13 protein-coding genes and 1 pseudogene are annotated in these 12,318 nt (G+C 68.2%); 8 read left to right on the top strand and 6 right to left on the bottom strand.

The annotated features are described in order from the left end of the window. Window positions 1-427: 427 nt before the first annotated feature. Together ACIA5H_RS35405 and treZ are read right to left on the bottom strand one after the other, a co-directional pair. A complete protein-coding gene (locus ACIA5H_RS35405; RefSeq protein WP_397080445.1) occupies window positions 428-1,678 on the bottom strand; it encodes a serine hydrolase domain-containing protein in 1,251 nt (416 codons plus the stop codon). Between the two features lie 113 nt (window positions 1,679-1,791). Beyond that, complete coding sequence (gene treZ / locus ACIA5H_RS35400) at window positions 1,792-3,531, bottom strand: malto-oligosyltrehalose trehalohydrolase (RefSeq protein WP_397080443.1); 1,740 nt, start codon at window positions 3,529-3,531, stop codon at window positions 1,792-1,794. Between the two features lie 228 nt (window positions 3,532-3,759). Between treZ and ACIA5H_RS35395 the strand changes: the two genes are divergently transcribed. Further along, window positions 3,760-4,377, top strand: a complete 618-nt coding sequence (locus tag ACIA5H_RS35395) for a class I SAM-dependent methyltransferase (protein WP_397080441.1) — start codon at window positions 3,760-3,762, stop codon at window positions 4,375-4,377. Between the two features lie 4 nt (window positions 4,378-4,381). Here ACIA5H_RS35395 and ACIA5H_RS35390 read toward each other — a convergent pair whose 3' ends face one another. Continuing rightward, window positions 4,382-4,783, bottom strand: coding sequence for a hypothetical protein (locus ACIA5H_RS35390; RefSeq protein WP_397080439.1), 402 nt, complete (start codon window positions 4,781-4,783; stop codon window positions 4,382-4,384). Window positions 4,784-4,939: 156 nt separating this feature from the next. Between ACIA5H_RS35390 and ACIA5H_RS35385 the strand changes: the two genes are divergently transcribed. Both ACIA5H_RS35385 and ACIA5H_RS35380 read left to right on the top strand, forming a co-directional pair. After that, window positions 4,940-5,512: a TetR/AcrR family transcriptional regulator gene (locus tag ACIA5H_RS35385; RefSeq protein WP_397080437.1), complete on the top strand. Its 573-nt coding sequence runs from the start codon at window positions 4,940-4,942 to the stop codon at window positions 5,510-5,512. Between the two features lie 72 nt (window positions 5,513-5,584). Continuing rightward, window positions 5,585-6,781: a Cmx/CmrA family chloramphenicol efflux MFS transporter gene (locus ACIA5H_RS35380; RefSeq protein ID WP_397080435.1), complete on the top strand. Its 1,197-nt coding sequence runs from the start codon at window positions 5,585-5,587 to the stop codon at window positions 6,779-6,781. A 77-nt stretch (window positions 6,782-6,858) separates the two neighbouring features. On the opposite strand, the gene ACIA5H_RS35375 is transcribed toward ACIA5H_RS35380, so the two are convergent. Then, a complete protein-coding gene (locus ACIA5H_RS35375; RefSeq protein ID WP_355078319.1) occupies window positions 6,859-7,068 on the bottom strand; it encodes a DUF397 domain-containing protein in 210 nt (69 codons plus the stop codon). Then, a complete protein-coding gene (locus ACIA5H_RS35370) occupies window positions 7,065-7,952 on the bottom strand; it encodes a helix-turn-helix domain-containing protein (protein WP_379255684.1) in 888 nt (295 codons plus the stop codon). The genes ACIA5H_RS35375 and ACIA5H_RS35370 overlap by 4 nt, the downstream gene beginning before the upstream one ends. 161 nt (window positions 7,953-8,113) lie before the next feature. Here ACIA5H_RS35370 and ACIA5H_RS35365 point away from each other — a divergent pair, with 161 nt between their 5' ends. From ACIA5H_RS35365 to ACIA5H_RS35355, 3 genes are all read left to right on the top strand, one after another. Then, window positions 8,114-8,356 (top strand): hypothetical protein, encoded by a 243-nt coding sequence (locus tag ACIA5H_RS35365; protein WP_355078321.1) that lies wholly within the window; start codon window positions 8,114-8,116, stop codon window positions 8,354-8,356. Window positions 8,357-8,474: 118 nt separating this feature from the next. After that, window positions 8,475-8,831: a hypothetical protein gene (locus tag ACIA5H_RS35360; RefSeq protein ID WP_397080432.1), complete on the top strand. Its 357-nt coding sequence runs from the start codon at window positions 8,475-8,477 to the stop codon at window positions 8,829-8,831. Window positions 8,832-9,180: 349 nt separating this feature from the next. Then, window positions 9,181-9,582, top strand: a complete 402-nt coding sequence (locus ACIA5H_RS35355; RefSeq protein ID WP_397080430.1) for a hypothetical protein — start codon at window positions 9,181-9,183, stop codon at window positions 9,580-9,582. Window positions 9,583-9,695: 113 nt separating this feature from the next. Here the strand turns inward: ACIA5H_RS35355 and ACIA5H_RS35350 are convergent, their stop codons facing one another. After that, window positions 9,696-10,157: a MarR family winged helix-turn-helix transcriptional regulator gene (locus tag ACIA5H_RS35350; protein WP_397080428.1), complete on the bottom strand. Its 462-nt coding sequence runs from the start codon at window positions 10,155-10,157 to the stop codon at window positions 9,696-9,698. Between the two features lie 85 nt (window positions 10,158-10,242). On the opposite strand from ACIA5H_RS35350, the gene ACIA5H_RS35345 reads away from it, so the two are divergent. Together ACIA5H_RS35345 and ACIA5H_RS35340 are read left to right on the top strand one after the other, a co-directional pair. Then, window positions 10,243-10,566, top strand: coding sequence for a rhodanese-like domain-containing protein (locus ACIA5H_RS35345; RefSeq protein WP_397080426.1), 324 nt, complete (start codon window positions 10,243-10,245; stop codon window positions 10,564-10,566). Window positions 10,567-10,848: 282 nt separating this feature from the next. Further along, window positions 10,849-12,018 (top strand): annotated as a pseudogene (locus ACIA5H_RS35340) (epoxide hydrolase family protein). Window positions 12,019-12,318 lie beyond the last annotated feature (300 nt).

The raw sequence follows: 12,318 nt of genomic DNA, 5'->3' as shown, positions 1-12,318 counted from the left end.
GCAGCCTGGGGCCTCCGCCGCGACCGCAATCCGACATGCCACGCTCGGGCCTCCGCACAGCCGGGATCCGACGCGTCACGCAGCCTTGGGCGTCTGCGCGGCCGAAATCCGACGCGTCACGCAGCGCGCGGCCAGCATCCGACTGCCACGCAGCCTCGGGCCTCCGCGCGACCGCAATCCGACATGCCACGCTCGGGCCTTTTCACAGCCGGGATCCGACGTGCCACGTGGCCTTGGGCGTCTGCGTGGCCGAAATCCGACGCGTCACGCAGCCTCGGGCGTCAGCGCAGCCGAAATCCGACGCGTCACGCAGCCTCGGGCCTCCGCGCAGCCGAAATCCGACGCGTCACGCAGCCTCGGGCCTCCGCGCAGCCGAAATCCGACGCGTCACGCAGCCTCGGGCGTCAGCGCAGCTAGCATCCGACGGTCACGCAGCCTTGGGCGTCTGCGCGGCCGGGATCCGGCGGCGGGACGAACGCAGGCAGTTCAGCATGAGCGGCAGCAACCAGAACGCCGCCGACTGGTCGTAGCTGAGCTGCGCGACGGAGAGCCGGTTGTGCACGAAGCCGACCGACAGGCCCAGCCGGGGTTCGGCCCAGCCGAAGGAGCCGCCGAGGCCGATGTGCCCGAACCCGGCGTGGGCGCCCGGCATCGGCAGCGAGTGGTAGCCCAGACGCCACATCATCGGCAGGTAGAACAGCGCGCGATCGGGCTGGTAGGTCTCGACGCGGCGCAGCGCCTTCATGGTGCGGCGGCCGAGGTACCTGTGGTCGGCCACGGTGCCGTCGCCCGCGAGCGCGCCGTACATCGTGGCCAGTGCCGGCGCGGTGGCCACACCGTTGCCCGCACCGAGTTCGGTGTCCAGGATCGGCGGGCTGACGCCCTCGAGGATGGCTTCCAGACCGGGCAGGAACAGGCAGCGGGTGGCGGCCCCCAGCGCGCCGGGAATCCGGTGGCTACGGCCGAGAACCGCTGCGCCGAGCGGCTTTCCGAGCGCACTCAGCTGGGTGCCCGCCAGCGGGGCGTAGGTGATCGGCGCACCGGCGGGCGGCCTGCCCAGGTGGAGCCCTTCGATGCCGAGCGGCTCGGCGACCTCGGTGCGGATCAGCTCGCCGAGGCCGGTGCCGGTGATCGCGCGCGTCATGCCTCCGACCAGCCAGCCGAAGGTGAGCGCGTGGTAGGTGGGAACGCCGAGCAAGCGGTCGGGCTTGGCCGCGGCCAGGCGCTGTTCCATGAGTTCGTGGTCCAGCACGTCGGCCAGGCCGCCGGTGGCGATCGGGGCCAGCGCGGACAGTCCCGCCCGGTGGGTGAGCAGATGACGAATGGTGATCTTGTGCTTGCCGTTGGCGCCGAACTCCGGCCAGTACTCCGCGACCGGAGCGGAGTAATCGAGCAACCCGCGGTCGGCGAGACGGTGCACGACGGTGGCCGCGATCCCCTTGGTGGCCGAGAAGATGATCGTGCCGGTGTCCCTGGTCCACGGAACGTCACCGCCGGAGCCGACCCAGATGTCCACCAACGGCTCTCCGTGCCGGTGCAGCGTGAACGCCGCCCCCGCGCCCCGGCGATTGCCGAACGCCCGTGCGAAAGCGCGCACGAACGGTGCGAATTCGGCGGCAGCGCTGCCACCCATCCCCGGGGGAAGAACCGCAAAGTCCCCGGAAGCGACGTTGCTCATCTCTCCACGGTAATGGCATGGGACGATTCCGGCAAAGTACCTGTCTCGGACAGTTGTACGCCCGTTACCGGGCGAGTGCCCGAAAGGCCGCCGCGAGCTGGGGTTCCACGCGCTCAGCGCGGGCCGGGCGGCGCCGTCTCCAGCAGGGTGAACGAGTGGCCGGGAACGGTTGTGGCGGAACGGCCGATCGTCGGGGATTCCCAGGACAGCAGCGGAAGGCCCGCGATCGGCACCGCGACCTGGTCCTCGCCGAGGTTGCACACCAGGGCCAGGGTGCCCCGGCGAACGACGATCCACCGCGCGGACTCGTCGTAGTCCACCGAAACGTGGGTCAACCAGGGATCGCTGAGCTCCGCACGATCGCGGCGCAGGGCGAGCAGCGCGCGATAGCACGACAGCAGCCGGGCGTGGCCCGGCTCGTCGGCTTCCGTCCAATCGAGTTTGGAGCGCAGGAACGTTTTCACATCCTGCGGGTCGGGCACCTCGCCCTCGGGCCAGCCGTGCTGGGCGAACTCCTTCTTGCGCCCGGATGCGGTGGCGGCGGCGACATCCGGGTCGGTGTGCGAGGTGAAGAACTGGAACGGTGTGCGGGCGCCCCACTCCTCCCCCATGAACAGCATCGGCGTGAACGGTCCGCACAGCACCAGGGCGGCCTTGATCGCGAGCTGGCCGCCGGTGAGATAGGCGCTCGGGCGCTCGCCCAGCGCCCGGTTGCCGATCTGGTCGTGATCGCAGGTGTAGGCCAGCAGCGCGCTGCCCGGGATCAGGCTGCGATCGATCGGGCGGCCGTGCGTGCGGCCACGGAAACTGGAATACGTTGCGGCGTGGAAGAACCCGTGCTTCAACGTGTGGGCCAGGCAGCGCAGGGAACCGAAGTCCGCGTAATAGCCCTGCCGCTCACCGGAGACCGCGGTGTGCACGGCGTGGTGCAGGTCGTCGTTCCACTGCGCGGTCAGGCCGTAGCCGCCCGCCGCGCGCGGGGTGATCAGCTTCGGATCGTTGAGATCGCTCTCCGCGATGAGCGTCAGCGGCCTGCGCACGTGGGTGGCCAGGCGCTCGGTCGCGACGGCGAGTTCGGCCAGCAGGTGGGTGGCGGTGCGGTCGACCAGGGCGTGCACCGCGTCCAAGCGCAGCGCGTCGATGTGGAAATCGCGCAGCCAGCGCACCGCGTTGTCGATGACGTACCCGCGCACGTGATCGGACTGCGGGCCGTCGAGATTGAGGCTCTGCCCCCAGGTGTTGCGGCCCTCGGTCAGGTAGGGCGCGAAGCGCGGCAGGTAGTTCCCGGACGGGCCGAGGTGGTTGTAGACGACGTCGAGGCAGACCGCGAGCCCGCGGGCATGACAGGCGTTCACGAACCGTTGCAGGCCGTCGGGCCCGCCGTAACTCTCCTGCACCGCGTACCAGAGCACGCCGTCGTAGCCCCAGTTGTGCGGGCCGTCGAAGGCGTTCACCGGCATCACTTCGACCACGGTGACGCCCAGCCCGACCAGGTGGTCGAGCCGTTCGATCGCGGCGTCGAAGGTGCCTTCCGGGGTGAAGGTCCCGATGTGCAGTTCGTAGTAGACCGCCCCGGCCTGCGGCCGACCGGTCCACGCCGCATCGGTCCACCCCGCCGGATCGAGGGTGTGCAGCGCCGAGCGGGCGTGCACGCCGTCGGGCTGGCGCGGCGAGCGGGGATCGGGCAGCACGGTCGGATCGTCGTCGAGCAGGAAGCCGTACCTGGCGCCGTTCGCGGCGGGCACGTCGGCGCGCCACCACCCATCCGGCGACCGCGTCATCGAATGGACGACACCCTCCAGATCCAGTCGCACCGACTCCGGCCGCGGTGCCCAGACTTCGAACACAGTCACCGCGCCAGCATCCCACGGGCATGCCCGGTCCGCCCGATACGGTCACCGGCCTCAGGCGCGGCGGCACCTGCGGTCCCGGCTTCCTGACCGGCTGGCCGGAGCCGCTTCCCTCGGTCCCGTGCAGCCACTGGGGCCGGGTCGAGCAGAGGACCGCAAAGGCGCGGAAAACTGTCGGGCTGGGGCCGTGCAGCCCTGGTCGCAATGGGCGATGCCTGTCAGAGTGAAGGCATGGGTGCCTATGCCGAGCATGTGCTGCCGCGGATCGTCAATCGGTCCTGCGGATTGCGGGAATTGACTCCGCTGCGCGAGCGGGTGTGTGCCGGACTGCACGGACAGGTCGTGGAACTCGGTTTCGGTTCGGGACTGAACGTCCCGTTCTACCCGGCGGGGGTCGCGTCGGTGCGCGCGGTCGAGCCCGCCGATCTCGGCTGGCGGCTGGCGAGCGAACGCGTCGCCGCCGCCACCGTGCCGGTCGAGCGGGCCGGGCTGGACGGGCAGGCGCTGCCCTTCCCGGACGACGCCTTCGACTGCGCGCTGTCGACCTGGACGATGTGCACCATCCCCGACATCGCCGCCGCGCTCACCGAGGTGCGCCGGGTGCTCGTCCCTGGCGGGACCTTGCATTTCGTCGAGCATGGGCTTGCGCCCGACGAGAAGGTGCGGGCGTGGCAGAACCGGCTGAACCCGGTCCAGAAACGACTGTTCGGCGGCTGCCACCTCAACCGCGACATTCGCGGCCTGGTGACAGACGCCGGTTTCGAGATCCGCGACGCCGAGTCGTTCTACGGGGAGCACGCTCCCCGCTTCCTGGTCGCCCAGACGCTCGGTGTCGCGGTGTCGCCCTGAGGACTCAGACGATGCGCACCGACAAGGTGTAGGTCGCGTTGCCCCGGCTCGGCGCTATCGAGATCGTGTAGTAACCGTTCTGCGGCAAGGTGATCCGGCTCCCGATCTCCTCGGCGCACAGCACGCGTCCGTCCGGGGCGGTGGCGCTGAACCGCGCGTTGCCCTCGACCGAGATGAGTTCGGTGGTCAGGGTCTGCCCCGCCCGCGCCTCGAGCACGTAGGTGTCGGCGTCGCCGCGCACGACCGCTCCGCCGACCGACGCGTGATCGCTTCCCGGCGCGAACTCGATCAGCTCGACCGCGCCCGCGTTCGCGGCGCCCGCGCCGACCGTCGCGACGGCGAACGCGGGCACGAACAGCGTGACGCCGAGTACGAGCAGGCGCAGGGTGCGCAGGATGGCTTGCATGATGATCCTCGTTTCCTGGAGTGGACTCGCTCAGAACTATCCGCGAGCCCGCCTATCGGACGCTTAACAGCCGCTTGGACTCCGGAACAACGCTGGCCAGAAGGCCCTTCGAAGTATATTGGAACGATCGGTTCAAAACCGTGCTAGCGTAAACCCATGCCACGACCCAGATCCTTCGACGAGGACCGCGCGGTGGACGCGGCGATGCACGCCTTTTGGCGCGCGGGATACGAGGCGACCTCCACCGAAGACCTCTGCGCCGCGACCGGCCTTGGCCGCAGCAGCATCTACAACACCTTCACCAGCAAGCGGGACCTGTTCGGCCGCGCCCTGCGCCGATACATGACAGCCAAGAACGCGGCGACGTTCGACCTGCTCGACAGCGAGACTGGGGTGCGCGGCATGATCCGCGCCCTGCTGTGGCAGATCGTCGAGGCCCCGGACGAGGACCCGCTCGGCTGCCTCGTGGTCAACTCGACGATCGAACTGGCCCCGCGCGACCCCGAACTGGCCGCCGTTCTCGCCACCGATTACCAGCGACGACTCGCCGTGCTGACGGACGTGTTCGAGACGGCCAGGCGCGCCGGTGAGATCGCGCCTGACAAACAACCGACCGCCTTGGCGCACTTCGTGATCGCCACGATCGGAGGGATGCGGGTGGCCGCACGCGGCGGCGCGGACCGCGAGACGCTCGCCGCCATCGCGATCACCGCCCTCGACGCCCTCTGAGACTTGTCGACTTCGGCGACGGCCTCGCCGCGCCTAATTTTGGATAGATCAGTACAAAATAAGGAGGTACCGATGCCCGTGGCGATCTACGTCCTGGGTCTGTCGATCTTCGCCCAGGGCACCTCGGAGCTGATGCTCGCGGGCCTGCTCACCGAGATGGCCGCAGACCTGGGCGTCTCCGTGCCGCGCGCGGGCCTGCTCATCTCGGGCTTCGCACTGGGCATGCTGGTGGGCGCGCCGGTACTGGCGGTGGCGACACTGCGCTGGTCGCGGCGCACCGCACTGCTCTCCTTCCTCGCGGTGTTCGTCGGCACTCACGTCGTCGGAGCGCTCACCTCGGAGTACTGGGTGCTGTTCGCGACGCGGATGGTCGGCGCGTTCGTCTACGCCGGGTTCTGGGCGGTTGCCGCGACAACGGCGATCGGTCTCGTCCCGGCCACGGCGCGCGGCAAGGCGATGAGCATCGTCGCGGGCGGGCTCACTTTGGCCATCATCATCGGGCTTCCGGCGGGCACCGTGATCGGACAACAGCTCGGCTGGCGCGCGGCGTTCTGGGCGGTCGCGCTGCTGTCGGCGGCGGCCGGGATCGGCGTGCTGGCGAAGATCCCCGGCGGACGGACCGACGCGCCGCTACGCCTGAGCACCGAACTGCGCACGATGATGCGCCCCGCGCTCTGGCTTTCCTACGCCACCACCGCGCTCGCGATCGCCGCCCTGATGGTCACCTTCGCCTACCTCGGCGCTCTGCTGTCCCGCACCACCGGCATGGCGGACGGCTGGATTCCGGCGGTACTCGGCATCTACGGACTCGGCGCGTTCCTCGGCATCGTCATCGGTGGGCGCACCGCCGACAATCACCCGCTGACCAGCCTGTACGTCGGCATTACCGGCGGCGTGCTCACCTCGGCGCTACTCGCCCTCACGATGGAGCACACCGTCCCCGTCGTACTGCTGTCGTTCCTGTTGGGCGCCTTCGGTTTCGGCATCAACCCGACCCTGAACAGCCGCGTCTTCACCCTCGCGGGCGACGCGCCCACCCTGGCGGGAGCCACCAACATCTCCTCGTTCAACGTCGGCATCACCGCAGGCCCCTGGATCGGCGGGCTGGCCATCAGCGCGGGCCTCGGCTACCCGGCGGTCGCCTGGATCGGCGTGATTCTCGGCCTCGCCGCCCTCGCCGTCGTCGCTTGCAGCCACGCGCTGCACCGCAAGGAGGTTTCACGCGCGTCGGTCGACACACCTGCCCCGACCCTGGCGGAGGTGAACTGATAGCTCCGTCAGCGGCCCTGGCCCGACCATGCGTTGCTCGGGTGCGGGGCCGCTGTTGTTCGCGGCGGGAATCCAGTTCAAGCCGATCGGTCGAACTTCCCGTCACGGATGCCGGAGGCAAAGACATCCCACTGGCCCGGCGCGAAGATCAGCGCCGGGCCGGTTGGGTTCTTCGAATCGCGAACACCGACGTACCCTGCCTCGAGCCACGCAACTTCGACACACGCTTCTTGGCCGGTGCTGCGGCTCGATTTGAACCACTGCGCGCCGGATAGGTCGATGTTCACTGTTCGTAACTCCTTGCTGTCTTCCTGAGAAGGTCCCTCGACGCTTGTTCCTCCAGGGCGGCAGCCCGGAGGGACTCGTGTACTGCACGGAACTGGTTCACATCGGCGTCATCCTCGAAAAACATACGCCCGATGATGCTTTCGGTGTAGACGACGGATGGCTCCACGTAGCCGCGAGCGTCTCGCGGGAAGTCCAGAACTATGTACGGAGTTGCTACGTGGTGCCCCGGATGGCCTGCCGAATACGGCAGGATACGAACGGTCACGTTCTCACGTGTACCCATGTCAGCTGCGTGCCGTAGCTGTATGCCCATTGTGCGCGGCGATCCAACGATTGTGTGTAGCACGCTTTGGTGCAGTATGAACTCGGCCCGCACAGGGCTGTAATGGCGAGTGAGGATGGACGACCGCTGTAGCCGCAGAATCACGCGCCTTTCGATGTCCGCAGCCGTCTCCGCCGGGAAAATCGGTCCCTCGATAGCTGTCGCATAGTCCTTTACCTGCAATAGGCCTGGCATGACCAAAGGTTGGTAGAAATGCAAATTCGATGCACCGGCTTCGAGCCCTAGATACGTGTTGTATCCAGGCAGAAGCAGATGCCGCGATGACTGCCACCACGATTTCGTCGCTGATTGCTGGGCAAGAGCTTTCAGCTCCTCGATCTGCGCCGCGTCGAGCCCGTACAACTCGCCGAACGCATCTACGTCGCGCAGCCTTATTTTGTCGTTCTGCCCCTTCTCGATCCTGCCGACCGAAGTCTTGCCCATTTCCATGAGCTGCGCGGCGCGCTCGAGCGTGAACCCGGCACCTTCCCGAGCCTCCCGTAATGCCCGCCCGAGTTGCCGACGCGGCAATGTCGAACCAGGCTGATCGTCCTTCCCCATCGCTCCCCTTTCCCCTGCTCGGTCCGAAACGGCCCAGATGCCGGTCCGGTTCGGACTTCGAACTACGTGTGGACCGGTCCGGGCTCTGGGCGGATGGCCGACTTCATCGGACCGCCCGTTTTCCCAGCCCGGATGCTGTTGGCCTGCAGCAACATAGCCGCATGGCCACGCGACATGAAAGCCTCTCCGCCGCCGAAGTCCGAATCCTGCGCGCGCTGAACTGCGGCGGGATGCTCACCGAACATCAGATCAAGGTGTCGGCCAGCCTCACCGAATGGAAGACCCGCCAAGCCCTGGCGAACCTCATCAACCACGACCTCATCGTGACCGGAGCCCGAAGAAACCGCTACGAAATCACCCACCGCGGCCGAAACACGCTGGCTACTTACCCACCCGAAGCGTGAAGGCCCCGGAGATTCAAGATCAGCGGCACATGATGGAGAGCCCACTCGCGAAATGCCGCAGCCATGTGCCACTCGTGACATCACCAGCCCGGGTAGGCAGGAAGGGATAGGAAAGATCTTGCGTAATCAGAAGGAAGGCAGCGGGGTGGTCGCGCCGCCGAGAATCTGCGGCTCGGCTGATGTCGAGTTGGCGCACCGGCTTATGCGGCGGCACCGGGGATGCCGGGTCGATCGGTGCGCGTGGAAGTGGGTCGCCTTCTACACCTTGGTACGGCGCGGCCGGATCGTGCCACAGGAGTCGAGCCCGCGCGAACGCGCTCACCGGCGCGGTATCGCGTTCCCTACCGACCACACCGACCACCTGCCGCACGCCGACACCGCACCGGAACTCTGGACGTTCCAGCAGGTTCTGGACGGATTGCACGAGCTCGCCGAGGACCTGCGCACCGGTTCCGGCGACGGCTGCCAGCGGTGAGCCGGGTGGGGATATGGGCCCTGCTGTCGAGCATCGTGACGGTATTCGCGGGATGTGGCGCGGTGCTGCTCGGCGTCGGGTGCGTGTGGCCGACCGATCAGCCGCGCCGATTCGCTCCTCGGCGCAAACCGACTCGCTCGCAGAGTCATTCGCGCCCCGTCCGGTGGCCGGAAGCGTGGACATGCGCCGCACCCGCCCAGCCGCTGACCGTCGCCGCAGCACACCACGCCATGCAGTTACACCGCGATCACGACTGCGCCAGAAAGCGCGCCGCATTCGCCGCGTTGGTCGCCGCCGGGCGCATCACGCCGGATTCCGCACGTCAACACCGCCCATGGAGCAATCCCTCATGAATCGAACCGCAGCGGCCGCACCGGATCCGAACTCCAAGCGATTCCGCGACCTCACCGACCGCGCCACGCGAGCGGGCTACTTTCTGGTGCGCGATCCGGTGTCACCGCACGACTGGAAGCTGCTGGACGCCGAAAACGGTGACGTCGTCATCTCCGCCGCGAATCTGGAGCAGATCGAGCAGTGGCTCCATTCCTGGCCGCGCACGACCCGCCGCGTCGACCCGGGCTGGGTAGCGCCTCGAAGTCGCCGCCAACGCAGCGGCCGCTGCGCACAGCACCTCGATGCCACCGGTGTGCGCTCCCAGCCGCGCCGCGGCCTGTGGCATTCGAGCCGTTCTGCCTCGGCGAGGCCCTGGGCGGCCACTGCGCGAGGCCCGATGGCGTCGGCCAGGGATTGATCGAGGGGCTTCGAGCGCCGGTCAGCCGATCGGGCGTCAGCGCCGGGCGGCAGCACAACAGGAACAGGACCGCGCGCGGTGCCAGCGCGATGACGGCGGCGGCAACCGGCTCGCTAGCGCTTCGGATCGGACAGGTCGACCGGGCCCAGCGCCTTGCGTAGCGCCCCGGCCAGAGCTCGGAGTTCGTCCGGGCTGAGGCCGCTGAATCGGCGTTCGATCCCGGCCAGATAGCGCGGAGCCGCCTCCCGCAGCCGCTGCCGACCAGCCTCGGTGATGCTCACGAACGCTGAACGCCCGTCGTCCGGATTGGGCTCACGGCGCACCAAGCCGTGCGACTCCAGTTCGCCGACCAGGCGACTCACCCGCGTCCTGCTCAGCACGACCCGTTCGCCGAGATCGCTCACCCGCAGCCCCTGCGGTCCGTCGAGTTCCAGAAGGACGTCGTACCAGGTCAGTGGCAGCGCGGTGGCGCGACGTAGTTCCGCGTCCAGCTCCGGCACCAGCTTGGCGTGTACCTGAAGCAGTGCGGACCACGCGCGGACGGCCGGGTGGGAACGGCTCACGGAATTCGGCACGAATCGAAGCATACCAGTTGCGTGCACACGCACACATATAATAGCGTGCGCACGCACATAAATTTCGCCTGAAGGAGGCACTGCCATGACCCAACTGATCACGCGCCAGGAACTCGCCGAGCAGATCGAGGCGGGTTCGGTGACCATCATCGACGCGCTCGGCGCCGAGTACTACGCCAAAGCGCATCTTCCCGGCGCGCTCAACCTGGTCGAAGCCGACGTGGAAACCAAAGCCCCGCAACTGCTTCCGGCAAAGGACGCCGCGATCGTCACCTACTGCTCGAATGCCGCCTGCGCCAACAGCCAGCACGTGGCCACCAAGCTGGAGGCTCTCGGCTACACCAACGTCCGGAAGTACCGTGAAGGCATCCAGGATTGGACCGACGCCGGACTTCCGGTCGAGAGCTGAACGCATCCGAGGGTGTCCGGCGGACGGATCCTCTCCGGCCGCCGGACATCCGGTGGTCGGACCGCACGGGCGGAACGCGGGCCTGACCGAGCGTAGAGCCGGACCGCGCTGCCGGGGGGCTGGACAATGGACGGGGGGTCGGTTCCATTGCCGCCGAGTTCATGTGGTGATCGCTCGGATGCGGATTCCCCGCACCGGAAGCGCCGGGATCGAACTCCGTTACCTGGGCCTGGCGCGCCAACTGTTGAAAACCGTTCAACCGGCAGAGCAGAGAGAACAACCATGACCGACCGCGTTCGTCCCTACCGGATCGATATTGCCGAGGCTGATCTGCGTGACCTACGCGAACGGCTCCGTCGCACCCGGTGGCCGGAGCGTGAGCCGGTCACCGACTGGTCCCAAGGTGTGCCGCTGTCGTATCTGCGAGAGCTGTGCCGGTACTGGGCCGACGAATACGACTGATCGGCCACCGAAGCGCGGCTGAACCGAATTCCGCAGATCGTCGCCGAGATCGACAGCGTGCCGATACACGCGCTCCACGTCCGTTCTCCGTATCCGGAAGCCGTCCCGCTCGTCCTCACTCACGGCTGGCCCGGCTCGTTCCTGGAGTTCGAGCAAGTCCTCGGCCCGCTCACCGATCCGGTAGCGTACGGCGGCGATCCCGCCGACGCGTTCCACGTCGTCACGCCGTCCCTGCCGGGCTACGGTTTCAGCGGTCGTCCCACCGAGCCGGGCTGGGGCATCCACCGCATCGCACATGCCTGGGCGGAGTTGACGACCCGGCTCGGCTACGAGAAGTTCATAGCCGCAGGCAGCGACTGGGGCAGCAGCATCTCCACCAGCATCGCGTTGCAGCAACCGCACAGACTGCTCGGCCTGCACCTCATCCCACCGCTGGCCGCACCCGAGCACAACGAAGCGCACCTCACCGAGGCCGAACGGCGGGCCCTCAGCGATCTCGAGGAACGCACCCGCACCGGATCCGCCTACTCGGCGGTCCACGCCACGCGCCCGCAAACTCTGGGTTATGGGTTACTGGACTCACCGGCCGCGCTGTGCGCGTGGATCATGGAGAAGGTCTGGACCTGGAGCGACCACGAAGATGACCTCGACACCGTCTTGGACCGCGACCGGGTATTGGACAACGTGATGCTCTACTGGGTGACCGCGACGGGCGCTTCCTCCACTCGCCTCTACTGGGAGAGCATCACCGAAGTCACCGAGTGGTTCACCACCGCGGTCGGCGACCAGATCACAGTGCCGACCGCCGGCAGCGTGTTCCCCGCCGAGGTGCCCCGCCCGTCACAGCGCTGGGCAGCCAAGCGCTTCACCAACATCGTGCACTGGGGACAGCCCGCGCGCGGTGGTCATTTCGCCGCGTGGGAACAACCAGAACTGTTCGTCGCCGAGGTCCGCGCCGCTCGACGAGCTTGCCTTGCCGCTCAACGGTGATCGCTCACGGCGGGAGCGGTGACCATTCGCCTGACGGGTGCCGTTCCGTCTCCGCGCCGCGGCGAAGCGCACGCGAGGCCGGCACGCGGCCGATCGGCGATACAGGCGGCTGATCGAGGCCGGGCTGGATCCGGCGGGGTCCGTGGTGTCGGCGCATCGGCGGATGCGCCGACACTGTTGCTTTCGAATTGCGGCGACACCGTGGCTGTCGGGTCGATCGCACCGGCCCCACGCCGCCCGACGACGGCGCGCGCGGCCGGCGACCGGGCCGGCATCGCTGCGGGTCACACAACCGCCGGA

The sequence above is a fragment of the Nocardia sp. NPDC051900 genome (genome assembly GCF_044452545.1).
Taxonomy (GTDB): domain Bacteria; phylum Actinomycetota; class Actinomycetes; order Mycobacteriales; family Mycobacteriaceae; genus Nocardia; species Nocardia sichangensis.
Note: the sequence above shows the minus strand (reverse complement) of the source record. Positions and strands in the feature narration are given on the sequence as shown.